Genomic DNA, 23430 nt, shown 5'->3' with positions numbered 1-23430 from the left:
CCTCGCTCCCGTCCGTCCCGCCCGTCCCGTACGGCCCGTGGGGATCACCCCGGCCGTACGGGACAATGGGGTCATGCCCTCCGCACTCCCCGACGGCGAACCGGTGCCGTCCGACGGTTCCCTGCCCGCGCACGCCCTCGACGGGCTGGGCTCGCGGCCGTTCGGCTTCTACCTGCACGTGCCCTACTGCGCGAGCCGCTGCGGCTACTGCGACTTCAACACCTACACCGCCACCGAGCTGCGCTCCTCGGGCACCGTCGCCTCCCAGGAGACGTACGCGGACAACGTGGTCGCCGAGGTCCGGCTCGCCCGGCGGGTCCTCGGCGCGGACGCCCCGCCGGTGCGCACCGTCTTCCTGGGCGGCGGCACCCCGACCCTGCTGCCGGCCCGCGACCTGGTGCGGATGCTCGCCGCGATCCGCGACGAGTTCGGGCTCGCCGACGGTGCCGAGGTCACCACCGAGGCCAACCCGGAGTCGGTGGACCCGGCGTACCTGGCGGAACTGCGCGAGGGCGGCTACAACCGGATCTCCTTCGGCATGCAGTCCGCGCGCCCGCACGTGCTCAGGCTGCTCGACCGCCACCACACCCCCGGCCGTCCCGAGGCCTGCGTCGCCGAGGCCCGCGCGGCCGGCTTCGAGCACGTCAACCTCGACCTCATCTACGGCACCCCCGGCGAGTCCGACGACGACTGGCGGGCCTCCCTGGACGCCGCGATCGGCGCCGGGCCCGACCACGTCTCCGCCTACTCGCTGATCGTCGAGGAGGGCACCCGACTGGCCGCCCGGGTCGGCCGCGGCGAACTGCCGATGATCGACGACGACGTGCACGCCGACCGCTACCTGATCGCCGAGGAGGCGCTGAGCGCCGCCGGCTACTCCTGGTACGAGGTCTCCAACTGGTCCACCACCCCCGAGGGCCGCTGCCGCCACAACGAGCTGTACTGGACCGGCGGCGACTGGTGGGGCGCCGGCCCCGGCGCGCACAGCCACGTCGGCGGCGTCCGCTGGTGGAACGCCAAGCACCCGGCCGCCTACGCCCGGGCCCTCGCCGAGCAGCGCACCCCCGCCCAGGGCCGCGAGCGCCTCACCGCCGAGGACCGCCGCGTCGAGCGGATCCTGCTCGAACTGCGCCTGGCCGAGGGCATCCCCCTGGACCTGCTCACCGCCACCGGCCGTGCGGCCGCCGCCCGCGCCCTCGCCGACGGCCTGCTCGCCCCCGCCCCCTACGAGCAGGGCCGCGCCGCCCTCACCCTCCCCGGCCGCCTGCTGGCCGACGCGGTGGTGCGTGACCTGGTGGACTAGTCGATCCGCCGGACGGGCTGCCCGGTCAGCCGGGCCATGGTCTCGAAGTCGGCGTCCTGGTGCAGGACCGTCAGCTTGTGCTGGGCGGCGGTGACGGCGACCAGCAGGTCCACCGGACTCGCGCACTGGTGGGCGCCGGACTGGGCGAGGCGCTCCTGCAACTCGGCGGCGTCCTCCCAGGCGCTGTCGCGCAGGTGCTGGGACGGGAAGAGTTCCCGGAGCAGGCCGGTCGCCTCGAAGTAGGCGGCCCGGCCGCCTACCGCGCGCAGGAACTCCTGGCGGACCGGCTCGCAGAGCAGCACCAGCCCCGCCGTCACGGCCTCCTCCCAGGCCGCGCCGGTCTGGCCGCGCATCAGCCGGACCAGCGCACTGGTGTCGATCAGGAACTCCTCGGTCATGTGGCCGGCCTTCCGGACGTGCCCGAGGCGCCGTCGGGGTAGCCGATGACCGAGAAGTCGATCTCGCCTTCGGCGACCATCCCGCGCATCCGGGCCAGTGCCGCGGCCCGGCGCCGGCGGTCCGCTATCTCCCGCAGGGCGGCGTTGACGGTGTCCTTCTTGGTGGTGGTGCCGAGGTAGCGGGCGGCGTCGGCCAGCGCCTCGTCGTCCAGGTCGATCACGGTGCGGGACATGGCGACCTCCTACGGCGTATATCCGATTGCCGAAAAGGATATACGGCCGAGTGTCACTCGGGGAGGGTGACGAAGTCGATCAGCTCCTCGACGCGGCCCAGCAGCTCGGGCTCCAGGTCCTTGTAGGAGTTCACCTTCGCGAGGATGCGCTTCCAGGCGGCGGGGGTGTCCTCGGGCCAGCGCAGGCGGCGGCAGGTGCCGAGTTTGAAGTCCTCGCCGCGGGGGACGGCGGGCCAGGCGGGGATGCCGACGGAGGAGGGCTTCACGGCCTGCCAGACGTCGATGTAGGGGTGGCCGACGACCAGCACGTGCGGGCCGGTGACCCGGGCGGCGATGCGGTGCTCCTTGGTGCCGGGGAGCAGGTGGTCGACCAGGACGCCCAGGCGCCGGCCCGGGCCGGGGGCGAAGTCGGCGACGATCGCGGGCAGGTCGTCGACGCCCTCCAGGTACTCGACGACCACGCCCTCGATCCGCAGGTCGTCGCCCCAGACCCGCTCCACCAGCTCGGCGTCGTGCCGGCCCTCGACGTAGATCCGCGACTCGCGGGCCACCCGGGCGCGGGCGCCGGGGACGGCGACGGAGCCGGAGGCGGTGCGGCCGGGGGCGTGGGAGGGGGCCGGGGCCGAGGGCCTGACCAGGGTGACCGTCCGGCCCTCCAGCAGGAAGCCACGCGGGACCATCGGGAAGACCCGGTGCTTGCCGAACCGGTCCTCCAGGGTGACGGTGAACCCCTCGGCGGTCTTCTCGCAGCGCACCACCGCCCCGCAGAACCCGCTCGCCGCCTCCTCCACCACCAGGTCCCGCTCGGCGGGCACCTCCGGCGCGGGGGCCTGCTTCTTCCACGGCGGGGTCAGGTCGGGTCCGTACTGGCGGCTGCGCATTCCACGGAGTCTACGAGGCGTCAGCCGGTGAACGGCGAGTTCACCACCAGGATCCCGGCGATCCGCTCGCGCAGCGCGGCCGAGTGCGGCAGCGGCACCGGATCGGCGCCGCGCTCCATGCGCACACCCCGGTCGGCGAGCACGTGCAGCATCCGCAGGGTGCGCAGGGTGTTGGAGACGACCGCGGGCACGCCGCCGGAGGTCGCGGAGGGGCGGCGCGGCGGCTGGGCGGCGATCGGGTCGAGCCAGCCGAGGGCCTGGCGCTCGGTCAGGTCGGGGCGGGCGAGGATCTGGGCGAGGGCGAGGCCGAGCCGGTCGTCCTCCATGGCGTCCAGCACGTGGTCGGTGGGGGCGAGCAGCCGGGCGGCTGCCAGCTCCAGCAGCGGCGTCGGGTCGGCGAGCAGCCGGCCGCGGCCCAGGGCGGCCAGGTAGTCGGCGCCGTGCGCGACGGCGTGCAGCCAGCCGAGCTCCGGGTCCCAGCCGCGCAGATCGGTCTCGGCGACGTACCAGTGGGCGAAGGCGTCCTGCCAGGCCGGGCGGTGGGCGCCGAGGTCGGCGAGCTCGGCGAGCACCAGCGGGGCGAAGGTGCGGGCCTGGATCTCGGGGTCGGACAGCCGCTCGGCCATCTCGTCGCCGAGGGCCAGGCGCTGCTCCGGGGTGAGCAGGGGTGCCCAGCGGCACAGCTGCTCGTAGGCGAGGGTGTCGCGCACGTGCGGGTCGGCGGAGCGCAGGGCGGCGCTCACGGCGGCGAGGGTGTCGGGGGTCGGGGCGGCGGTTTCGAGCGCACTCCAGTCGATCATGGTCGGACCCTAGGCGAGCGGGGGAGCGGTGGCCACCGGATTTCCGGCCCGCGCGCCGGGCCCGCGCGCCGGGCCCGCGCGTCGACGTCCGCGCCCCGCGCCCCGGCGTCCGCGCCCCGCGCCCCGGCGTCCGCGCCCCCGCGCTCACAGTCCCGGCGCGCCCCAGACCGGGAACCAGCGGGTGAGGTCCTTCTCCAGCCGCAGGTCGTTGCCGAGCATCGCGTTGACCTCCAGCTCCAGCGGGCTGTCCCGCTTCTCCCCGCGGCCGGGCAGCGGCGCGAAGGGGTAGAAGGTACCGCGCTTGTACAGGTAGACCAGGGCCAGCGGCCGGCGCCCCGCGGCGTCGCGGAAACCGACCAGCGAGCAGAGCAGCTGCGGCCCGAAGCCGTTCGCCTCCAGCTCGCTGTTGACCGCGTGCAGGTCGTTGACCAGGTCGGGCAGCTCCTCGGCGGTGTGCCGGGCGAGCAGCCAGGAGTAGCCGTAGTCGTCCTTGGACGCCTCGACGGGGACGCCGCCGCGCTCGGTGTCGGCGTCCAGCAGCGCCCGGACCTGGCGTTCGACCTCGTCGAAGGCCCCGCCCTCGACCGAGGCGAAGCAGACCGAGCCGAGCCCGGTGGGCCGGAAGCCCGCCGCGGCCTCCAGGGTCAGCGCGGCGGACGGCACCCCGAACAGCTGGTCGAGGTCGGGTTTGACGGGCTTGGTGCGGCCGAACAGCGCGTCCAGGATTCCCACGGCGGTCCTTCCGGGGGGAGGGTCAACGGGTCAGCGGCCGAGCTGTGCGGAGATCTTCGCGAGCTGGGCCAGCCGCTGCTCCAGCGTCGGGTGGGTGGAGAACAGCTGGGTGGCGGCCTCGCGGGCGCTCAGCGCGGGGGCGAAGTAGAAGGCGTTGTAGGCCTGCGCCTGGCGCAGGTCCTTGGTCGGGATGGCGGCGATCTGGCCGGTCACCTTGGTGAGCGCCGAGGCCAGCGCGCTGGGCCGCCCGGTGAGCTGGGCGGCGGCCCGGTCGGCGGCCAGCTCCCGGTAGCGGGAGAGCATCCGGGTCAGCAGGAAGCTGATCGCGTAGACGGCGATCGACACCAGCGGGACGACCAGCGCGACGATCGCGGCGTTGGGGTCGTTGCTGTTGCGCCCGCCGCCCATGAAGCCGCCGTACATGGCGATCCTGGTCATCGCGCCGGCCAGGACGCCGAGGAAGCCGGCCACCGTCATCACGGCGACGTCCCGGTGGGCGACGTGCGACAGCTCGTGGGCGAGCACGCCCTCCAGTTCCTCCGGCTCCAGCCGGCGCAGCAGGCCGGTGGTGACGCAGACCACCGCGTTCTGCGGGTTGCGGCCGGTGGCGAAGGCGTTCGGCATGTCGTTGCGGGCGACGGCGACCCGCGGTTTGGGCATGTCGGCGAGCGCGCAGAGCCGGTCGACGGCGCCGTGCAGCTGCGGGTACTGCTCCGGGGTGACCGGATGGGCGCCCATGGCCCGTTCGGTGATCTTGTCGCTGAACCAGAACTGGGCGACGAACAGGCCGCCGGAGATCAGGACGATGATCGGCCAGGCACCGCGCAGCAGGGCGATGAGCAGCCCGGTGAAGCCGACGTACAGCAGTCCGATCAGGAACATCGTCCCCACCATCCGGCCGGTCAGGCCGCGGTCGGGGGCGAAACGGGTGTGCTGGCCCGAGGTCGACATCGCTGTTCCTCCGTTCGCCGTCCGCTTTCGATGCTGCCACCCGGGCGGGCCCGCGGCATCATCCGCGCGCCGCGGACTGCGGGCAGGATCACTCCGGCCGGGCCGTTCCTGCCGTCGGACCCGGGCCTTACACTGGCAGGTACGGATCTGGCACTCGGGTGTTCAGAGTGCCAAGGCCGGGGCCCCGCGGGGCCGGACCGGACAGCTCGAAATGCGGACACATGCCACAACGGCGTGTCACAACGGACAACGCGTGAAGACGGAGGTGCGTGCCCCATGGCCGGTGAGGTCCGCCAGCTCGACGACCGCAAGCTCGCGGTGCTTCGCGCGATCGTCCAGGACTACGTGGGGACGGAGGAGCCGGTCGGCTCCAAGGCCCTGGTGGACCGGCACAACCTCGGGGTCTCCCCGGCCACCGTCCGCAACGACATGGCGGCGCTGGAGGAGGAGGGGTACATCCACCAGCCGCACACCAGCGCCGGGCGGATCCCCACCGACAAGGGCTACCGGCTGTTCGTCGACAAGCTGGCCGAGGTCAAGCCGATGAGCGCGCCCGAGCGGCGGGCGATCCGGCACTTCCTGGACGGCGCGGTGGACCTCGACGACGTGGTCGCCCGCACGGTGCGGCTGCTGGCCCAGCTGACCCGCCAGGTCGCGGTGGTGCAGTACCCCTCGCTGAGCCGCTCCACGGTGCGGCACATCGAGCTGGTCGCGCTGGCCCCGGCCAAGGTGATGCTGGTGCTGATCACCAACACCGGCCGGGTCGAGCAGCGGCTGGTGGACTGCCCGGGCACGGTCGGCGAGACGCTGCTGGCGGATCTGCGGGCCCGGGTCAACGCGGGGGCCGCCGGCCAGCGCCTCCCGGACGTCCCCGGGCTGCTGGAAGGGCTGCCGGCGCTGTTCGAGGCGGCCGACCGGCCGACCGTGACGACCGTGCTGGCCACGCTCTTCGAGACGCTCGCCGAGCAGAGCGAGGAGCGGATCATGCTGGCCGGCACGGCCAACCTGACCCGTTTCGGCCATGACTTCCCGCTCACTATCCAGCCGGTGCTGGAGGCGCTGGAGGAGCAGGTCGTCCTGCTCCGCCTCCTGGGTGAGACCGCGGACGCCGGGATGACGGTCCGGATCGGCCGCGAGATCGCCTACGAGGGGCTGAATTCCACGTCGGTCGTCTCGGTCGGTTACGGTTCGGGCGACGAAAGCGTGGCCAAACTGGGTGTGATCGGTCCGACTCGGATGGACTATCCGGGCACAATGGGGGCGGTGCGAGCGGTGGCACGGTACGTGGGCCAGATCCTGGCCGAGTCGTAGGAACGGGCGCGCGTCATCCACATGACGCGTCCCGCAGTCGCAAGCACTCTTACAGGCGGAACAAGCGGAGCATTTGGTGGCCACGGACTACTACGCGGTACTCGGCGTCCGACGGGATGCGGGGCAGGACGAGATCAAGAAGGCGTTCCGGCGCCTGGCGCGCGAACTGCACCCGGACGTCAACCCGGACCCGAAGACGCAGGAGCGGTTCAAGGAGATCAACGCCGCCTACGAGGTGCTCTCCGACCCGCAGAAGCGCCAGGTCTACGACCTCGGCGGCGACCCGCTCTCGCCCAACGGCGGCGGCGGCGGGGCGGGCGGCTTCGGCGCGGGGGCGGCCGGCTTCGGCTTCTCCGACATCATGGACGCCTTCTTCGGCGCCGCCTCCGGCCAGCGCGGCCCGCGCTCGCGCACCCGGCGCGGCCAGGACGCCATGATCCGCCTGGAGATCACCCTGGAGGAGGCCGCCTTCGGCACCACCAAGGAACTCCAGGTCGACACCGCCGTCACCTGTACCACCTGCAGCGGCGAGGGCGCGGCCCCCGGCACCTCCGCGCAGACCTGTGACATGTGCCGCGGCAAGGGCGAGGTCTCCCAGGTCACCCGGTCCTTCCTGGGCCAGGTCATGACCTCCCGGCCCTGCCCGCAGTGCCAGGGCTTCGGCACCGTCGTGCCGACCCCGTGCCCGGAGTGCGCCGGCGACGGCCGGGTCCGCGCCCGCCGCACCCTGACCGTCAAGATCCCCGCCGGTGTCGACAACGGCACCCGGATCCAGCTGGCCGGCGAGGGCGAGGTCGGCCCCGGCGGCGGCCCGGCCGGCGACCTGTACGTCGAGATCGCCGAGACCACCCACGCGGTGTTCCAGCGGCGCGGCGACGACCTGCACTGCACCGTCACCATCCCGATGACGGCGGCCGCGCTCGGCACCCAGGTGCCGCTGCAGACGCTGGACGGGGTGGAGGAGGTCGACATCCGGCCCGGCACCCAGTCCGGCCAGTCCATCCCGCTGCACGGCCGGGGCATCACCCACCTGCGCGGCGGCGGCCGGGGCGACCTGATAGTGCACGTCGAGGTGCAGACGCCCACCAAGCTCGACGCCGAGCAGGAGGACCTGCTGCGCCGTCTGGCGGTGCTGCGCGGCGAGGAGCGGCCGTCCGGCCAGTTCGCGCCCGGGCAGCAGGGGCTGTTCTCCCGGCTGAAGGACGCCTTCAACGGCCGGTAGCCGTCCCGCGCGGGGGTGCCGAGGCTTCCTCGGCACCCCTTTGGCGTCCCCGTTCCCGTTCCCACCCCGGAGGTTCCCCGCATGACCGCGCCCGTGTTCGTCGTCGACACCGAGCGGATCGCCGCCGCCGCGCCCGGCGCGCCGGTGCGGCTGGACGGGCCGGAGGGCCGGCACGCGGCCGCCGTGAAGCGGCTGGAGCCGGGCGAGGCGGTCACCCTGGCGGACGGCCTGGGCCTGGGCGTGGACGGCACCGTCGCGGCGGTGCACGGCAAGGACGCGGTCGACGTGACGGTGACGGCCGTGCGCCGCGAGCCGGAGCCGGCGCCGCGGATCGTGGTCGTCCAGGCGCTGCCCAAGGGCGACCGGGGCGAGCTGGCCGTGGAGACCATGACCGAGGTCGGCGTGGACGTGGTGATCCCCTGGGCGGCCTCGCGCTGCATCACCCAGTGGAAGGGCGAGCGCGGCGCCAAGGCGCTCGCCAAGTGGCGGGCCACCGCGCGGGAGGCCGGCAAGCAGTCGCGCCGGCTGCGCTTCCCCGAGGTCCGCGAGCTGATGACCACCCGGCAGCTGGCCCCGGTGCTGGCCGGCGCCGCCTTCGCGGCCGTGCTGCACGAGGAGGGCGCCGAGCCGCTGGCCGGGGCCGCGCTGCCGGACGGCGGGGACCTGGTGCTGGTGGTCGGCCCGGAGGGCGGGGTCTCCCCGGAGGAGCTGGCGGCCTTCGCCGAGCACGGCGCGAGGCCGTACCGGCTCGGCCCCTCGGTGCTGCGCACCTCCACCGCGGGGGTGGCGGCCGGCGCGCTGCTGCTGGGCCGCACCGGCCGCTGGTCCTAGCCGGTCCCGGGGGAGCGTCCCCCGTGGGGGTTCGCGGTCGGTAAAGTCCGGGCGGGCGACGCGGCCGGGTGCCTAGGGTGACGGGTGTGAGCGAACCCGAGAGCACTCCCGTGGGCGCCTATCTGCGCCATCCGCACCTGCACGGCGACCTGATCACCTTCGTGGCCGAGAACGACGTGTGGCTCGCCCCGCTGGACGGCGGCCGGGCCTGGCGGCTGACGGCCGATCACGTCCCGGTCCGCCGCCCCCGGTTCTCCCCGGACGGCCGGTACGTCGCCTTCACCTCGACCCGGGACGGCGCCCCCGAGGTGCACCTCGCGCCCGTGGACGGCGGCCCGTCCCGCCGGCTCACCCACTGGGGCGACCCGCAGACCCAGCTGCGCGGCTGGACGGCGGACGGCCGGCCGATCGCCACCACCGCCGCCGGGCAGGCCTCGCTGCGCCGCACCTGGGCGCACGCCGTGCCGCTGGACGGCGGCGAGCCGGTGCGGCTGCCGTACGGCCCGGTCGGCGGGCTGGCCTTCGAGCCGGGTGGTGACCGGACGCTGCTGGTCTCGGCGTTCGGCGTGGAGCCGGCCTGGTGGAAGCGGTACCGGGGCGGGCGGGCCGGCAAGCTGTGGATCGGCACCGAGCGCTTCGAGCGGGTCCACGAGGAGCTGGACGGCAACATCGAGTCGCCGCTGTGGGTCGGGGAGCGCATCGCGTTCCTCTCCGACCACGAGGGCGTCGGCGCGCCGTACTCCAGCCTCCCGGACGGCTCCGACCTGCGCCGCCACGGCGGCTCCCCGGAGGGCTTCTACGCCCGCGACGCCGCCACCGACGGCGCCCGGGTGGTCTGGCACGCCGCCGGCGAGCTGTGGCTGCTGGACGACCTGGCGGGTGCCGAGCCGCGCCGCCTCGACGTCCGGCCGGCCGGACCGCGCGCCGGCCGCCGCCCCCGCCCGGTGTCCGCCGCGTACTGGCTGGAGGGCGCCGCCCCGGACCGCACCGGCCGGGCGGGCGCGGTGGTGGTGCGCGGCACCGTGCACTGGCTGGCCCACCGGGAGGGTCCGGCCCGGGTGCTGGACGAGACGCCGGGCGTGCGCGGGCGGCTGGCCCGGGTGGTGCCGGGCGCGGCGGGCGAGGACGCCGGGCAGGGCGTGGTCTGGGTGACCGACGCCGGGGGCGAGGACGCGATCGAGTACGCGCCCGAGGTGCTCGGCGCCGAGCGCCGCCGGCTGGCCGCCGGGGAGCTGGGGCGGGTCCGCGCGCTGGTGGTCTCGCCGGACGGCAAGCAGCTGGCGGTCGGCGCGCACGACGGCCGGGTGCTGCTGGTCTCGCTGGCCGACGGCTCCGTGCACGAGCTGGCGCACAGCACCGACGGCGAGGTCGGCGGGCTGGCGTTCAGCCCGGACTCGGCCTGGCTGGCCTGGTCGCAGCCGACCCTCGGGCCGTGGTCGCTGCGTCAGATCGTGCTGGCCAACCTGGCCACCCGGACGGTCTCCGAGGCGACCCCGCAGCGGTTCGTCGACTACTCGCCGGCCTTCACCGCGGACGGCCGGCACCTGGCCTTCCTGTCGGTGCGCAACTTCGACCCGGTGTACGACTCGCACGTCTTCGACCTGTCGTTCCCCAACGGCTGCCGTCCGTACCTGATCACGCTGGCCGCCGACACGCCGTCCCCGTTCGGGCCGAGCCGGGCCGGGCGGACCGTCGGCGGCGAGGACGACGAGCCCAGGGGCAAGCGGGCGGACGGCGAGGAGGGCGGGGCCGACGCGCCGCCGGTGACCCGGGTCGACCTGGACGGCATCGCCGACCGGATCGTGCCGTTCCCGGTCGAGGGCGGCCGGTTCGGCACCCTGCGGGCCGCCAAGGACGGGGTGCTGTGGACCCGCGTCCCGCTGGTCGGCGAGCTGGGCGACGAGGCCGCCTCGCTGGACGACGAGCGCCCGCGGCCCACCCTGGAGCGCTTCGACTTCCGCAAGCGCCGGGCCGAGCAGCTGGTGGACGGGCTGGACGCGTTCGCGGTGAGCGGCGACGGCACCCGGCTGGCGGTGCTGGACGAGGGCGAGCTGCGGATCCTGCCGGCCGGCCACAAGGCGTCCGGGGAGGACGAGGAGATCGACGTCGACCTGGACCGGCTGCGGGTGACCGTCGACCCGGCGGCCGAGTGGCGGCAGATGTACGACGAGAACGGCCGCCTGATGCGGGACAACTTCTGGCGCCCGGACCTCTCCGGGGTCGACTGGGCGGGGGTGCTGGACCGCTACCGCCCGCTGGTGGAACGGCTCGGTTCGCACGACGACCTGGTGGACCTGCTCTGGGAGGTGCACGGCGAGCTGGGCACCTCGCACGCGTACGTGGTGCCGCCCGGCCGGCACACCGAGGCGGCCCGCCGGCAGGGTCTGCTCGGCGCCGACCTGGTCCGCGACGGCGAGGTGTGGCGGATCGCCCGGATCCTGCCCGGCGAGTCCTCGGACCCGCGGGCGCACTCTCCGCTGGCCGCCCCGGGCGCGGCGATCCGCCCGGGGGACGCCGTGCTGGCGGTCAACGGCCGCCCGGTGGACCCGGTGACCGGCCCGGCGCCGCTGCTGGCGGGCACCGCCGGGCAGCCGGTGGAGCTGACCGTGGCCGGCAAGGACGGCACCGACCGGCGCCACCCGGTGGTCGTCCCGCTGGCCGACGACGAGGCGCTGCGCTACCACGACTGGGTGGCCGGCCGGCGGGCCACCGTGCGCGAGCTGTCCGAGGGCCGGCTCGGCTACCTGCACATCCCGGACATGCAGACCACCGGCTGGGCCCAGATCCACCGCGACCTGCGCTCGGAGATGGCCCGGGAGGGCGTGATCGTCGACATCCGGGGCAACCGGGGCGGTCACACCTCGCAGCTGGTGATCGAGAAGCTGTCCCGGCGGGTCATCGGCTGGGGCGTCGCCCGGGACGTCGCCAATCCGTCGCCGTACCCCGAGGACGCGCCGCGCGGGCCGGTCGTCGCGCTGGCCGACGAGTACTCCGGTTCGGACGGCGACATCGTCAACGCCGCCATCCAGGCGCTCGGCATCGGCCCGGTGGTCGGCACCCGCACCTGGGGCGGGGTGATCGGCATCGACAGCCGCTACTCGCTGGTGGACGGCACCCTGGTGACCCAGCCGAAGTACGCGTTCTGGTCGGAGCGGGTCGGCTGGGGCCTGGAGAACCACGGCGTGGACCCGGACGTCGAGGTGCCGTTCCCGCCGCACGCGTGGGCCGCGGGGGAGGACCCGCAGCTCGCCGAGGGCGTGCGGCTGGCCCTGGCGGCGCTCGCCGAGCGGCCGGCGAAGACCCCGCCGCCGTTGCCCGCGCACCGCCCGGGCTCGGCTAGCATGCCGCCGTACGGACCGACCGAGCAGCACCAGCGAGGAGAACCCGATGGCCGGCGAGCCGCAGCCCGACTGCCTGTTCTGCAAGATCGTGGCGGGCGAGATCCCGGCCACCGTGGTGCGCAAGACCGAGCGGGTGCTCGCCTTCCGCGACATCGCGCCGAAGGCCCCGCTGCACGTCCTGGTGATCCCGCACGCCCACTACCCCAACGCCGCCGCGCTGGCCGCCGAGGAGCCGGAGATCGCCGGCGAACTGCTCGCCGAGGCCGGCCGGGTGGCCGCCGACGAGGGCGTCGCGGACTACCGGCTGATCTTCAACACCGGCGCCGGCGCCGGGCAGACGGTCTTCCACGCCCACGTCCACGTGCTCGGCGGCAGGTCGATGACCGAGGACATGGTCTGACAGGGTGTCGCAGCGCGAACTCGTCGTCCTCGGCACCGCCAGCCAGGTGCCGACCCGGCACCGCAACCACAACGGCTACCTGCTGCGCTGGGACGGCGAGGGCCTGCTCCTCGACCCCGGCGAGGGCACCCAGCGCCAGATGCTGCGCGCCGGGGTCTCGGCCACCCAGCTCACCCGGATCGCCGTCACGCACTTCCACGGCGACCACAGCCTCGGCCTCGCCGGGGTGATCCAGCGGATCAACCTCGACCGGGTCCCGCACCCGGTGGACGTCTACTTCCCGGCCTCCGGCGAGGTGTACTTCGAGCGGCTGCGCCACGCCACCGCCTACCACGAGACGGCCGTGCTGCGGCCCCGCCCGATCGAGGAGTCCGGCCCGCTGCCGGTGCCCGGCGCCCGCTTCGCGCTGGACGCGGTCCGGCTCTCGCACCCGGTCGAGTCCTTCGGCTACCGGCTCAGCGAGCCGGACGGCCGCCGGCTGGTGCCCGAAAGGCTGGCCGCCCTGGGCATCGGCGGCCCGGACGTCGGCCGGCTGCAGCGGCAGGGCGCGATCGAGACGGACGGCCGGCGGATCACCCTGGACGAGGTCAGCGAGCCCCGGCCCGGCCAGCGGTTCGCCTTCGTCATGGACACCCGGCTCTGCGAGGGCGTGCACGAACTCGCCGAGGGCGCCGACCTGCTGGTCGTCGAGGCCACCTTCACCGACGCCGACGCCCGGCTCGCCGAGGACCACGGCCACCTCACCGCCGGCCAGGCCGGCAAGGTCGCCGCCGAAGCGGGCGCCCGCAGCCTGGTGCTGACCCACTTCTCCCAGCGCTACCCGGACCTCGGCCGGCACCTCGCCGACGCCCGCAAGCACTTCGACGGGCCGATCGTGCTTGCCGAGGACCTCGCCCGGGTACCAGTACCGCCCCGGCGCACGTGACCCGGCCGTACGCGTACCCGCGCCGACGCCGGTACGGCGGGCGACTGGTGCGGAAAACCGGTCGCGCGACCCCGGCGATCTGCCGCAGCATCGTCGGGTGCGGCCCCGCCGCCCGCCGCGTCGATCACGTGCGCGGCGTACCCTGGTGCCCCGGAGAGACCCGAGCGGCACCACGAGACACGGATGGGATGAGGCAGGCCCCAGCGCCGACCTATGAGTGACACATCGCAGACCCGTACCAACGGACAGCCGCGCCCCGAGGCGGCCGACGACGGCCGCGTCAGCGCCCGGATCGTCATCCCCGAGAAGCATCCGATGGTCACCCTGCTCGGCGCCGCCGACTCGCTGCTGCGGGTGATCGAGCAGGGCTTCCCCGCCGCCGACATCCACGTCCGCGGCAACGAGGTGACCGCGACCGGCCAGCGCGCCGAGGTGGCCCTCGTCAAGCAGCTGTTCAGCGAGATGATGCTGGTGCTGCGCACCGGCCAACCCCTGACGGAGGACGCCGTGGAGCGCTCCATCGCCATGCTCCGCGGTGCCGCGGACGACCCGGACAGCCCGGCGCCCTCGCAGGTGTTCACCGCGAACATCCTGTCCAACCGGGGCCGGACCATCCGTCCCAAGACCCTCAACCAGCAGCGCTACGTCGACGCGATCGACAAGCACACGATCGTCTTCGGCCTCGGCCCGGCCGGCACCGGCAAGACCTACCTGGCGATGGCCAAGGCCGTGCAGGCCCTGCAGGCCAAGGAGGTCAACCGGATCATCCTGACCCGCCCGGCCGTCGAGGCGGGGGAGCGGCTGGGCTTCCTGCCCGGCACCCTCTACGAGAAGATCGACCCGTACCTGCGCCCGCTGTACGACGCGCTGCACGACATGATGGACCCGGACTCCATCCCGCGCCTGATGGCCGCCGGGACCATCGAGGTCGCACCGCTCGCCTACATGCGCGGCCGCACCCTCAACGACGCCTTCATCATCCTCGACGAGGCCCAGAACACCTCGCCCGAGCAGATGAAGATGTTCCTCACCCGCCTCGGGTTCAACTCCCGGGTGGTCGTCACCGGCGACACCAGCCAGATCGACCTCCCGGGCGGCACCCGCAGCGGCCTCAAGGTCGTCCAGGACATCCTGGCCGACGTGCCCGACATCCACTTCTCCGTCCTCACCAGCACCGACGTGGTCCGCCACAAGCTGGTCGGCCGGATCGTGGACGCGTACGAGCGCTGGGACGCCCGCCAGGAGGCCCAGGAGACCGAGGAGCGCAGGCTCCCGGTCAAGCCCGCCCAGCGGCGCGGCTCGCGCGCACCCCGACAGTCCCATCGCACCGAAAGCTGAGTAACCAGCCCGTCATGTCGATCGACATCGCCAACGAGTCCGGTTGGGACGCCGACGAGGAGTCCATCCTCGACGTCGCCCGCTACGCACTGGACAAGATGCGGATCCACCCGCAGTCCGAACTGTCCGTGATCCTGGTGGACGGGGCGGCGATGGAGGAGCTGCACATCCAGTGGATGGACCTCCCGGGCCCGACGGACGTGATGTCCTTCCCGATGGACGAGCTGCGCCCCGGCAAGGAGGGCGAGGAGCTGCCGCAGGGCCTGCTCGGCGACATCGTGCTCTGCCCCGAGGTCGCCGAGCAGCAGGGCAAGGCGGCCCCGTCGAAGCACTCGATGGACGAGGAGCTGCAGCTGCTCACCGTCCACGGCGTGCTGCACGTGCTCGGCTACGACCACGAGGAGCCGGACGAGGAGGCCGAGATGTTCGGCCTCCAGAAGGCGATCCTGGACGGCTGGCGGGCCGAGCGGGGCCTCGGCGGCATCTCGCCGGCCCCCACCACCCACTGAGCGCGGAGCCCGAACCCCTGTGAGTGGTGAGAGTACGAGTTTCATCCTCGGTGCCGTGCTGCTCGTCGTGCTCGGCTGGCTGGCCGCGTGCGCCGAGGCGGGCATCTCCCGGGTCTCCCGCTTCCGGGCGGAGGAGGCCGTGCGCTCCGGGCGCAAGGGCTCGGCCCGGCTGCTGGCGCTGGCCACCGACCCGATCCGCTACCTCAACCTGGCCACCCTGATCCGGGTGGCCAGCGAGATGGCGGCGGCGGTCCTGGTCACCGTGGTGTGTGTGCGCACCATCGACACGACCTGGCAGGCCGTGCTGCTGGCGTTCGGCGTGATGGTGCTGGTGTCGTTCGTGGCGGTGGGCGTCTCCCCGCGCACGATCGGCCGCCAGCACCCGCTCACTACCGCCACCGCGGCCTCCTTCGTGCTGCTGCCGCTGGCCCGGATCCTCGGCCCGATCCCACGGCTGCTGATCCTGCTCGGCAACGCCCTGACTCCCGGGAAGGGCTACAAGGAGGGCCCGTTCGCCTCCGAGGCGGAGCTGCGGGCGCTGGTCGACCTGGCGGAGAAGAACGACGTCATCGAGGACGAGGAGCGCCGGATGGTGCACTCGGTCTTCGAGCTGGGCGACACCATCGTGCGCGAGGTGATGGTGCCGCGCACCGACCTGGTGATGATCGAGCGGCACAAGACCGTGCGGCAGGCGCTGACCCTGGCGCTGCGCTCGGGCTTCTCGCGGATCCCGGTGGTCGGCGACAACGAGGACGACGTGGTCGGCATCGTCTACCTCAAGGACCTGGTGCGCCGCACCCACATCAACCGGGACTCGGAGTCCGACGAGGTCGGCGCGGTGCTGCGGCCGGCGGTGTTCGTCCCGGACTCCAAGCCGGCCGCGGACCTGCTGCGCGAGATGCAGCAGATGCGCTCGCACGTGGCGATCGTGATCGACGAGTACGGCGGCACGGCCGGTCTGGTCACCATCGAGGACATCCTGGAGGAGATCGTCGGCGAGATCACCGACGAGTACGACCGGGAGATCCCCCCGGTGGAGGACCTCGGCGACGGCTCGTACCGGATCACCGCCCGGCTGCTGGTGGAGGACCTCGGCGAGCTGTTCGGGATCGAGCTGGAGGACGAGGACGTCGAGACGGTCGGCGGCCTGCTGGCCAAGCACCTGGGCCGGGTGCCGATCCCCGGCTCGTCCTGCGAGATCCCGGTGCCGCAGGAGGTCCCGGGCGGACTGACCGCGATCCGGCTGACCGCCGAGAGCTCGGCCGGGCGCCGCAACCGGATCGGCTCCGTCGTCGCCGCCCCGGTGGGCACCGGGCCGGGGGCGGACCGGGAGGGCGGCGAGTAGCGTTCGGGTGCTTCCGGAGCGACGATGGGAGGCATGACTCACCAACTTCGCGCGGAGTACGGCCCGCAGGGGAGCGCGGGCGGGGTGAAGGTGTGGCACGTCGTGCGGGAGAAGGACCCGGCCACGGCCTTGTGCGGCCGGACCATTCCCGCCGAGGCGGAGAGCCGGCCGGAGCAGGAGTGGGGGACCGGGCTCCGGGGCTGCCAGCAGTGCGGCTCGCTGTACATGCACGAGGTGCCGCACATGCAGGGGGCCCACCCCTACAGCTAGCCGTCCCCAGGGACGGAGCCAGGCGTTACGGCCACCTCGGAGGTCGCCATGAAGCTGCAAGACGAACTGCCCGTCGACCACAAACTGGTGCTGGTCTGGCGGATCGGCGCGGGGCTCGGCGGGGTCTTCCTGATCGTGTTCGGCAGCCTGGGGCTGGCCGACCACCCGGGCTTCCTGAACACCCAGGGCAATGAGATCGCCGGGATGTCCACCAACGGCGCGCTGAGCGTCCTGTCCATCGTGGTGGGCGCGATCCTGGTGATCGGCGCGGTCGTGGGAGGGAACTTCGCCGCCAATCTGAACATGGCGGCCGGCGTGCTGTTCATCCTCTCCGGGTTCTACGGGCTGACGGTGCTCGGCCGGCCGGACGCCAACATCCTGAACTTCGGCATCTCCAACGTGATCTTCGCCTTCGCCTTCGGCGTGGTGATCACCGCGTTCGGGATGTACGGGCGGGTCAGCAGCCACCTGCCGCACGACAACCCGTACTGGCGCAAGCGGACGGGGGAGGAACTGGGGATGCCGAGCGGCCCCAAGACCTTCGTGAAGGTGATGCGGCCCGGGCCGCCCAACCCGGTCGGGCACTGAGGACGCCCGCCGGTCCCGCGGCCGGGGCCTATGCTCCTGGGCATGAGTGACATCGTCGAGCTGGACCCCGAAGACAAGAAGATCATCACCCTGGCCCGCTCCGTCCGCGCCCGCAACGGCGTGGCGGAGGGGGCCGCGGTGCGTGACGAGACCGGTCGCACCTACGTGGCCGGGACGGTCGCGCTGGAGTCGCTGCGGCTGAGCGCGGTGCAGACGGCGGTGGCGATGGCGGTGGCCAGCGGCGCGAAGTCGCTGGAGGCGGCGGCCGTGGTGACCGAGGCGGAGCAGCCCGCGGAGGCCGACCTCGCGGCGGTCCGGGACCTCGGCGGTGCGGGCACCCCGCTGCTGCTGGCCGGCCCGGACGGGGCGCTGCGCGCCTCGGTCGGAGCTCGCTGAGCACCTTGGTCGGGGCTCGCCGAACGCGCGCGGTCCGTACGGTGCCCGGGGCTCGTGCCCCGGGCACCGGCCCGTTCCGGCCCCCTGATTCGGGCGGATAATCTCACCGGGGACGGGCGGGGAGCCGGCACGGTGAGGGGGCTGGGCGATGCTGGGGACGTTCGCGTTCTTCGCGGGGCTGTTGGCGGGCGTGATGGGCATGGGCAAGTGGCAGGAGACCGGGTCGCCGTTCTGGCTCTGGGGCTCCGTCTCCTTCCTGGTGATCGTCCTCGGCTGGGGCCTGGGCGCGGCGTTCAAGGGGAAGAAGTGAGCGCCCCGACGGCCGGTGTCCGCCCCGGCGGGGGTGATCAGGGAGAATGGAGCCCATGAATGCCCCTTCCTCCTCGTACCGCTCCGGCTTCGCGTGCTTCGTCGGCCGGCCCAACGCGGGCAAGTCGACCCTGACCAACGCTCTGGTGGGGACGAAGGTCGCGATCACCTCCGACCGCCCGCAGACCACCCGGCACACCGTTCGCGGCATCGTGCACCGCCCGGACGCCCAGCTGGTGCTGGTGGACACCCCCGGCCTGCACAAGCCCCGCACCCTGCTCGGCGAGCGCCTCAACGACCTGGTCCGCAGCACCTGGGCCGAGGTCGACGTGATCGGCTTCTGCCTGCCCGCCGACCAGAAGCTCGGCCCCGGCGACAAGTTCATCGCCAAGGAGCTCGCCGAGATCAAGAAGACCCCCAAGGTCGCCATCGTCACCAAGACCGACCTGGTCGACTCCAAGCGGCTGGCCGAGCAGCTGATCGCCGTCCACCAGCTCGGCGCCGAGCTGGGCATCGAGTGGGCCGAGATCATCCCGGTCTCGGCGGTCGGCGACAAGCAGGTCGAGCTGGTCGGCGAGCTGATCAGCAAGCTGCTCCCGGAGGGCGTGCCGCTCTACCCGGACGGCGACCTCACCGACGAGCCCGAGCAGATCATGGTGGCCGAGCTGATCCGCGAGGCCGCGCTGGAGGGCGTGCGCGACGAGCTGCCGCACTCGCTGGCCGTCGTGGTCGAGGAGATGCTGCCGCGCGAGGGCCGTCCGGCCGACCGGCCGCTGCTCGACATCCACGCCAACGTCTACATCGAGCGGCAGAGCCAGAAGGCGATCGTGATCGGGGCCAAGGGCGCCCGGCTCAAGCACGTCGGCACCACCGCCCGCAAGCACATCGAGGCGCTGCTCGGCACCCCGGTCTACCTGGACCTGCACGTCAAGGTCGCCAAGGACTGGCAGCGCGACCCCAAGCAGCTGCGCAAGCTCGGGTTCTGACCGCCGACCGCCGGGGAGGGCGCCGCATGAAGCTGCACACGCGTGAGTGGGGCACCGGCGAGCGGGTCGCGCTGCTGGTCCACGGGATCATGTCCGACCACCGCAGCTGGCGGTCGGTCGGCCCGGCGCTCGCCGGGCGCGGTTACCGGGTGATCGCCGTCGACCTGCGCGGCCACGGCGCCAGCCCGCGCGGCGAGGGCGCCACCCCAGCGGAGCGCTACGGCCCCGAGCGGTACGCCGAGGACCTGGTCGACACCCTGCCGCGGGGCGCCGACCTGGCCATCGGCCACTCGCTGGGCGCGCTGACCCTGCTGCACGCGGTGGAGCGGCTGCGGCCCGCCCGGGCGGTCTACTCCGACCCGGCCTGGCGGTTCGCCCGGCCGGGTCTGTTCGACCCGGCGGTCTTCACCCAGTTCAAGCAGGCCACCCGGGAGCAGCTCACCGCGGTCAACCCGGGCTGGGGCGCCGACGACGTGGAGACCGAGCTGGCCACCCTGGCGCTGTGGGACCCGGACACCGCGCTGGCGCTCTCCGCGCTGCGCGACCGGGCCGCGCTGCCCGGCGCCCCGGCCGTGCCCTCGCTGGTGCAGCTCGCCGACGACAGCTGGCTGATCGGGCCCGAGGACGCCGCGACCCTGCGCGGCCTCGGCTACGAGGTCCGGACGGTCGCCGGGGCCGGCCACACCATCCACCGGGACGACCTCCCGGGCTTCCTGGCCTCCCTCGACGGCTGGCTGTGAAACCCCTGGGCGCGGCTGCGGCCGGGCCCGGCTAGGCCCCTTCGCGCAGGACCAGGGAGACCAGTTCGCGCTGGGACTCGGTGAGCTTGGGGTCGGCGCAGTGCACCGTCCGCCCGTCGACGGTGATCTCGTAGTGGAAGCCGTCCGGCACCCCGTAGGAGGGCGTGCGCAGCCCGCCCGCGACGGCCTCGCGGGCGAGCGCGTGCACGTGCGGGGCGTCCACCCGCTCGGTGGTGTCGAGCTCAGCGCGGCGGACGTGTCCCGCGAGGCCGCCGGTCCGGGTCACCTGGATACGCATGGTGTCCATGGTGCTACCCAGCGATGGCGTTTGCCGGGGTTTTCCCGGACCTTGACTTAACTGCGGCTCAAGTCGGGCTGATGCCGACCTTCGCCCAGGACGCGGTCACCGTGTCGGCGACCTCCGGTTCCGGGAAGCGGGCCTTCGCGGCGGCCACGGTGGCCCGGGCGAAGGCGGTGAAGTCGGCGTCGGCGGGCAGCCGCCGGCCGGTCAGCGCGTCGTACCAGATCCGGCCGGCGCGTTCCCAGGCCGAGCCGCCGAGCGCGGTGGCGAGCAGGTAGAAGGCGTGGTTGGGGATGCCCGAGTTGATGTGCACCCCGCCGTTGTCCTGGGCGGTGCGCACGTAGTCGCGCATGTGGGCGGGCTGTGGGTCCTTGCCCAGCCGGGGGTCGTCGTACGCGGTGCCGGGCGTCTTCATCGAGCGCAGCGCGACCCCCTGCACGCCGGGGGCGAGCAGCCCCTCGCCGATCAGCCAGTCCGCCGCGGCGGCGTCCTGGTGCAGCGCGTACTGCTTGACCAGTGAGCCGAAGACGTCGGAGACCGACTCGTTGAGGGCGCCGGGCTGGTCGCGGTACTCCAGGCCGGCGGTGAACTGGGTGACGCCGTGGGTGAGTTCGTGGCCGATGACGTCGACGCAGGCGGTGAAGTCGCCGAACACCTCGCCGTCGCCGTCCCCGAAGACCATCCGCCGGCCGTCCCAGAAGGCGTTGTCGTAGTCCTGGCCGTAGTGGACGGTGGCGTCCAGCCGCAGGCCCTGGTCGTCGATGGAGTGCCGCCCGAAGACGGCGGAGAACAGGGTCCAGGTGGCGCCGAGGCCGTCGTAGGCGTGGTTGACGGACTGGTCGGGCAGTGGGCTCTCGCCCTCCCGGCGCACGGTGCGTCCGGGCAGGCGCTCGCGGTGCCCGGCGTCGGAGATCACCCGCTCCAGGCGGTCGGTGGCCGCCGGGGCCGGGAGGGCGGCGGCGAGCCGCGCGGCCCGGTGCGCGGCGTCGAGGGCGAGGGAGCGGACGGCGGGTTCGTGACCGTCCTCGGCGAGGCGGTCCAGGACGTACGGCGGAACGATCGCGCAGAGCGTCGGTTCGGCTGTCATGTGGCCCAGGGTGAGGCATCGATGACCTGTTGTCACCGGCGCGAACGGGATTGCGCGCCGCCCGGCCGCCGCCGTGCGCCGTCTCAAGGGGTGGGAACAGCGGGCGGCCGGCTTCGGGGTCGCGCGGCGCTGGGTTAGGCTGGGCCGCATCATGCGCAACGGGCTGCTTCTTCTTAGCTGCCGCGTCGAGGGCCTGTAGTCCACCAGGGCCGGCTCCCTCGCCGCGGGGACTGTGCTGCGCGCTGAATTCCGGTGGCCCCACGGAGGGCCGCGAGCGGCAGCAGGCCGGCCGAGTCGGGTGACGACACCTCGGGTGAGGACACCGCCCCGACCAGCCCGCACCACGCATCACAGGAAGCCGAGACTCACCTCCATGACCGAGCAGAGCTCCGCCGCGCCCGTTCCCGCCGCCCGCGCGTTCGTCGACCGTCCCACCCCGATCACCGCCGGCTCGGTACGCCAGGCCCCGTCGGGGATGCGGTACGGCCGCTACCTGCCCTTCGGCACCGTCGACCTGCCGGACCGCACCTGGCCGTCGAAGGTGATCACCAAGGCGCCGCGCTGGCTCTCCACCGACCTGCGGGACGGCAACCAGGCGCTGATCGACCCGATGTCCCCGGCCCGCAAGCGCAAGATGTTCGACCTGCTGGTCGCCATGGGCTACAAGGAGATCGAGGTCGGCTTCCCCTCCTCCGGGGCCACCGACCACGCCTTCGTGCGCTCGCTGATCGAGGAGGGGGCGATCCCCGAGGACGTCACCATCTCGGTGCTGACCCAGGCGCGCGAGGAGCTGATCGAGAAGACGATCGAGTCGCTGGTCGGCGCGCCGCGCGCGACCGTGCACCTGTACAACGCGACCGCGCCGCTGTTCCGCCGGGTGGTGTTCCGCAACGACGAGGCGGCCACCAAGGCGATCGCCGTCGACGGCACCCGGCTGGTGATGGAGTACGCCGAGAAGCTGCTGGGCGACGACACCGTCTTCGGCTACCAGTACTCGCCGGAGATCTTCGTCGACACCGAGCTGGACTTCGCGCTGGAGGTCTGCGAGGCGGTCATGGACGTCTGGCAGCCGGGCGAGGGCCGCGAGATCATCCTGAACCTGCCGGCCACGGTCGAGCGGGCCACCCCGAACGTCCAGGCCGACCAGTTCGAGTGGATGTCGCGCAACCTGTCGCGCCGCGAGTTCGTCTGCCTGTCGGTGCACCCGCACAACGACCGGGGCACCGCCGTCGCCTCCGCCGAGCTGGCCTACATGGCCGGCGCCGACCGGATCGAGGGCTGCCTGTTCGGGCAGGGCGAGCGGACCGGCAACGTCGACCTGGTGACCCTGGGCATGAACCTGTTCTCGCAGGGCATCGACCCGCAGATCGACTTCTCCGACATCGACGAGGTGCGCCGCACCGCCGAGTACTGCAACCAGATGGAGGTGCACCCGCGCCACCCGTACGCCGGCGACCTGGTGTACACCTCCTTCTCCGGCTCGCACCAGGACGCCATCAAGAAGGGCTTCGACGTCCTGGCGGCGGACGCGGCCGCGGCGGGCGTGCCGGTCGAGGAGCACACCTGGGGCGTGCCGTACCTGCCGATCGACCCGAAGGACGTCGGCCGCACCTACGAGGCGGTCATCCGGGTCAACAGCCAGTCCGGCAAGGGCGGCGTGGCGTACGTGCTGAAGAACGACCACAAGCTGGACCTGCCGCGCCGGATGCAGATCGAGTTCTCCCGGATCATCCAGGCCAAGACCGACGCCGAGGGCGGCGAGGTCTCCCCGGCCGAGATCTGGCGGGTCTTCGAGGACGAGTACCTGCCGACCACGGCCAACCCGTGGGGCCGGATCTCGCTGGGCGGCTCGCGCCGCCTGACCACCGAGGACGGCCGGGACGCGCTGACCGCCGAGGCCGTGGTGGACGGCTCGCCGGTCACCCTGGCCGGTACCGGCAACGGCCCGGTCTCGGCGTTCGCCGACGCGCTGGCGCAGATCGGCGTGGACGTACGGGTGCTGGACTACGCCGAGCACGCGCTGAGCGAGGGCGGCGACGCCCAGGCCGCCGCGTACGTCGAGTGCGCGGTGGACGGCCGGGTGCTGTGGGGCGTCGGGATCGACGGCAACACCGTGCTGGCCTCGCTGAAGGCGATGATCAGCGCCGTCAACCGGGCGCGGCGCGGGTAGTTCGTACGAGTGGTCATGGCCGGGCCGTCCCCTCGGGGGCGGCCCGGCGGCGTTCCCGGGCCG

General features: G+C 73.6%; 24 protein-coding genes and 1 pseudogene. 17 read left to right on the top strand and 8 right to left on the bottom strand.

Going from position 1 to position 23430, the window contains the following annotated elements:
* The first annotated feature begins 73 nt into the window (after window positions 1–73).
* Entirely contained in the window at window positions 74–1303 is a 1230-nt protein-coding gene (gene hemW / locus ACFU9E_RS30210; protein WP_380683677.1) for a radical SAM family heme chaperone HemW, read from the top strand.
* Here the strand turns inward: hemW and ACFU9E_RS30205 are convergent.
* From ACFU9E_RS30205 to htpX, 6 genes are all read right to left on the bottom strand, one after another.
* Window positions 1300–1701, bottom strand: a complete 402-nt coding sequence (locus tag ACFU9E_RS30205) for a PIN domain nuclease (protein WP_380683678.1) — start codon at window positions 1699–1701, stop codon at window positions 1300–1302. The genes hemW and ACFU9E_RS30205 overlap by 4 nt on opposite strands.
* Window positions 1698–1934, bottom strand: a complete 237-nt coding sequence (locus tag ACFU9E_RS30200) for a type II toxin-antitoxin system VapB family antitoxin (RefSeq protein WP_380683679.1) — start codon at window positions 1932–1934, stop codon at window positions 1698–1700. Before ACFU9E_RS30200 ends, ACFU9E_RS30205 begins: the two co-directional genes overlap by 4 nt.
* A 53-nt stretch (window positions 1935–1987) precedes the next feature.
* The gene (locus tag ACFU9E_RS30195) at window positions 1988–2815 is read right to left on the bottom strand and encodes a DUF3097 domain-containing protein (protein WP_380683680.1); all 828 of its coding nucleotides are present in this window, start codon (window positions 2813–2815) and stop codon (window positions 1988–1990) included.
* A 20-nt stretch (window positions 2816–2835) separates the two neighbouring features.
* Complete coding sequence (locus ACFU9E_RS30190) at window positions 2836–3615, bottom strand: DUF2785 domain-containing protein (protein WP_380683681.1); 780 nt, start codon at window positions 3613–3615, stop codon at window positions 2836–2838.
* A 144-nt stretch (window positions 3616–3759) separates the two neighbouring features.
* Window positions 3760–4347 carry a hypothetical protein gene (locus ACFU9E_RS30185; protein WP_380683682.1) on the bottom strand — a complete coding sequence of 196 codons (588 nt, stop codon included), beginning with the start codon at window positions 4345–4347 and terminating at the stop codon, window positions 3760–3762.
* A 30-nt stretch (window positions 4348–4377) separates the two neighbouring features.
* On the bottom strand, window positions 4378–5298 hold the full coding sequence (gene htpX, locus ACFU9E_RS30180) for a zinc metalloprotease HtpX (protein ID WP_380683683.1): 921 nt from the start codon (window positions 5296–5298) through the stop codon (window positions 4378–4380).
* A 276-nt stretch (window positions 5299–5574) separates the two neighbouring features.
* On the opposite strand from htpX, the gene hrcA reads away from it, so the two are divergent.
* The 15 genes and pseudogenes from hrcA (at window position 5575) to ACFU9E_RS30105 (ending at window position 19809) form a co-directional block, all read left to right on the top strand.
* Window positions 5575–6609, top strand: a complete 1035-nt coding sequence (gene hrcA / locus ACFU9E_RS30175; RefSeq protein WP_380683684.1) for a heat-inducible transcriptional repressor HrcA — start codon at window positions 5575–5577, stop codon at window positions 6607–6609.
* Window positions 6610–6685: 76 nt separating this feature from the next.
* Window positions 6686–7831 (top strand): molecular chaperone DnaJ, encoded by a 1146-nt coding sequence (gene dnaJ / locus ACFU9E_RS30170; protein WP_350546220.1) that lies wholly within the window; start codon window positions 6686–6688, stop codon window positions 7829–7831.
* Window positions 7832–7912: 81 nt separating this feature from the next.
* Window positions 7913–8662 (top strand): 16S rRNA (uracil(1498)-N(3))-methyltransferase, encoded by a 750-nt coding sequence (locus tag ACFU9E_RS30165; RefSeq protein WP_380683685.1) that lies wholly within the window; start codon window positions 7913–7915, stop codon window positions 8660–8662.
* An 86-nt stretch (window positions 8663–8748) separates the two neighbouring features.
* Window positions 8749–11979, top strand: a pseudogene (locus tag ACFU9E_RS30160) (S41 family peptidase); the annotation flags it as partial.
* 70 nt (window positions 11980–12049) lie between these two features.
* Complete coding sequence (locus ACFU9E_RS30155) at window positions 12050–12403, top strand: histidine triad nucleotide-binding protein (protein WP_380684903.1); 354 nt, start codon at window positions 12050–12052, stop codon at window positions 12401–12403.
* Between the two features lie 4 nt (window positions 12404–12407).
* Window positions 12408–13328, top strand: coding sequence for a ribonuclease Z (locus ACFU9E_RS30150; protein ID WP_380684902.1), 921 nt, complete (start codon window positions 12408–12410; stop codon window positions 13326–13328).
* A gap of 213 nt (window positions 13329–13541) precedes the next feature.
* On the top strand, window positions 13542–14666 hold the full coding sequence (locus ACFU9E_RS30145) for a PhoH family protein (protein WP_380684901.1): 1125 nt from the start codon (window positions 13542–13544) through the stop codon (window positions 14664–14666).
* A 14-nt stretch (window positions 14667–14680) separates the two neighbouring features.
* Window positions 14681–15175 (top strand): rRNA maturation RNase YbeY, encoded by a 495-nt coding sequence (ybeY, locus tag ACFU9E_RS30140; RefSeq protein WP_355375134.1) that lies wholly within the window; start codon window positions 14681–14683, stop codon window positions 15173–15175.
* Between the two features lie 19 nt (window positions 15176–15194).
* Window positions 15195–16520, top strand: coding sequence for a hemolysin family protein (locus ACFU9E_RS30135; protein WP_380684900.1), 1326 nt, complete (start codon window positions 15195–15197; stop codon window positions 16518–16520).
* Between the two features lie 33 nt (window positions 16521–16553).
* Window positions 16554–16790, top strand: a complete 237-nt coding sequence (locus ACFU9E_RS30130) for a hypothetical protein (RefSeq protein WP_380684899.1) — start codon at window positions 16554–16556, stop codon at window positions 16788–16790.
* 48 nt (window positions 16791–16838) lie between these two features.
* A complete protein-coding gene (locus tag ACFU9E_RS30125) occupies window positions 16839–17378 on the top strand; it encodes a DUF4383 domain-containing protein (protein WP_380684898.1) in 540 nt (179 codons plus the stop codon).
* Window positions 17379–17408: 30 nt separating this feature from the next.
* Entirely contained in the window at window positions 17409–17774 is a 366-nt protein-coding gene (locus ACFU9E_RS30120) for a cytidine deaminase (RefSeq protein WP_380627779.1), read from the top strand.
* 148 nt (window positions 17775–17922) lie between these two features.
* Window positions 17923–18084, top strand: coding sequence for a hypothetical protein (locus ACFU9E_RS30115; RefSeq protein WP_355375122.1), 162 nt, complete (start codon window positions 17923–17925; stop codon window positions 18082–18084).
* A gap of 55 nt (window positions 18085–18139) precedes the next feature.
* Window positions 18140–19069, top strand: coding sequence for a GTPase Era (gene era / locus ACFU9E_RS30110; protein WP_380684897.1), 930 nt, complete (start codon window positions 18140–18142; stop codon window positions 19067–19069).
* 26 nt (window positions 19070–19095) lie between these two features.
* Window positions 19096–19809 (top strand): alpha/beta fold hydrolase, encoded by a 714-nt coding sequence (locus tag ACFU9E_RS30105; RefSeq protein WP_380684896.1) that lies wholly within the window; start codon window positions 19096–19098, stop codon window positions 19807–19809.
* Between the two features lie 31 nt (window positions 19810–19840).
* On the opposite strand, the gene ACFU9E_RS30100 is transcribed toward ACFU9E_RS30105, so the two are convergent.
* Window positions 19841–20107: a protealysin inhibitor emfourin gene (locus ACFU9E_RS30100; RefSeq protein ID WP_344337572.1), complete on the bottom strand. Its 267-nt coding sequence runs from the start codon at window positions 20105–20107 to the stop codon at window positions 19841–19843.
* Window positions 20108–20174: 67 nt separating this feature from the next.
* Entirely contained in the window at window positions 20175–21197 is a 1023-nt protein-coding gene (locus tag ACFU9E_RS30095) for a M4 family metallopeptidase (RefSeq protein ID WP_380684895.1), read from the bottom strand.
* A 373-nt stretch (window positions 21198–21570) separates the two neighbouring features.
* Between ACFU9E_RS30095 and leuA the strand changes: the two genes are divergently transcribed.
* Window positions 21571–23367, top strand: a complete 1797-nt coding sequence (leuA, locus tag ACFU9E_RS30090; protein ID WP_380684894.1) for a 2-isopropylmalate synthase — start codon at window positions 21571–21573, stop codon at window positions 23365–23367.
* The last annotated feature ends 63 nt before the right edge of the window (window positions 23368–23430 follow it).

Source organism: Kitasatospora sp. NPDC057595 (assembly GCF_042800875.1).
In the GTDB taxonomy this organism is placed as follows: Bacteria; Actinomycetota; Actinomycetes; order Streptomycetales; family Streptomycetaceae; genus Kitasatospora.
The sequence above is the reverse complement of the archived record's forward strand: the minus strand, read 5'-3'. Positions and strand labels throughout refer to the sequence as shown.

Coding starts and splice junctions, on each gene's coding strand:
- ybeY (WP_355375134.1), top strand. CDS start 14,681: ATGTCGATCGACATCGCCAACGAGTCCGGTTGGGACGCCGACGAGGAG.
- ACFU9E_RS30155 (WP_380684903.1), top strand. CDS start 12,050: ATGGCCGGCGAGCCGCAGCCCGACTGCCTGTTCTGCAAGATCGTGGCG.
- leuA (WP_380684894.1), top strand. CDS start 21,571: ATGACCGAGCAGAGCTCCGCCGCGCCCGTTCCCGCCGCCCGCGCGTTC.
- ACFU9E_RS30115 (WP_355375122.1), top strand. CDS start 17,923: ATGCTGGGGACGTTCGCGTTCTTCGCGGGGCTGTTGGCGGGCGTGATG.
- hrcA (WP_380683684.1), top strand. CDS start 5,575: ATGGCCGGTGAGGTCCGCCAGCTCGACGACCGCAAGCTCGCGGTGCTT.
- ACFU9E_RS30095 (WP_380684895.1), bottom strand. CDS start 21,197: ATGACAGCCGAACCGACGCTCTGCGCGATCGTTCCGCCGTACGTCCTG.
- ACFU9E_RS30125 (WP_380684898.1), top strand. CDS start 16,839: ATGAAGCTGCAAGACGAACTGCCCGTCGACCACAAACTGGTGCTGGTC.
- ACFU9E_RS30120 (WP_380627779.1), top strand. CDS start 17,409: ATGCTCCTGGGCATGAGTGACATCGTCGAGCTGGACCCCGAAGACAAG.
- ACFU9E_RS30195 (WP_380683680.1), bottom strand. CDS start 2,815: ATGCGCAGCCGCCAGTACGGACCCGACCTGACCCCGCCGTGGAAGAAG.
- ACFU9E_RS30190 (WP_380683681.1), bottom strand. CDS start 3,615: ATGATCGACTGGAGTGCGCTCGAAACCGCCGCCCCGACCCCCGACACC.
- ACFU9E_RS30145 (WP_380684901.1), top strand. CDS start 13,542: ATGAGTGACACATCGCAGACCCGTACCAACGGACAGCCGCGCCCCGAG.
- ACFU9E_RS30130 (WP_380684899.1), top strand. CDS start 16,554: ATGACTCACCAACTTCGCGCGGAGTACGGCCCGCAGGGGAGCGCGGGC.
- ACFU9E_RS30165 (WP_380683685.1), top strand. CDS start 7,913: ATGACCGCGCCCGTGTTCGTCGTCGACACCGAGCGGATCGCCGCCGCC.
- era (WP_380684897.1), top strand. CDS start 18,140: ATGAATGCCCCTTCCTCCTCGTACCGCTCCGGCTTCGCGTGCTTCGTC.
- ACFU9E_RS30200 (WP_380683679.1), bottom strand. CDS start 1,934: ATGTCCCGCACCGTGATCGACCTGGACGACGAGGCGCTGGCCGACGCC.
- ACFU9E_RS30100 (WP_344337572.1), bottom strand. CDS start 20,107: ATGCGTATCCAGGTGACCCGGACCGGCGGCCTCGCGGGACACGTCCGC.
- ACFU9E_RS30205 (WP_380683678.1), bottom strand. CDS start 1,701: ATGACCGAGGAGTTCCTGATCGACACCAGTGCGCTGGTCCGGCTGATG.
- htpX (WP_380683683.1), bottom strand. CDS start 5,298: ATGTCGACCTCGGGCCAGCACACCCGTTTCGCCCCCGACCGCGGCCTG.
- ACFU9E_RS30105 (WP_380684896.1), top strand. CDS start 19,096: ATGAAGCTGCACACGCGTGAGTGGGGCACCGGCGAGCGGGTCGCGCTG.
- hemW (WP_380683677.1), top strand. CDS start 74: ATGCCCTCCGCACTCCCCGACGGCGAACCGGTGCCGTCCGACGGTTCC.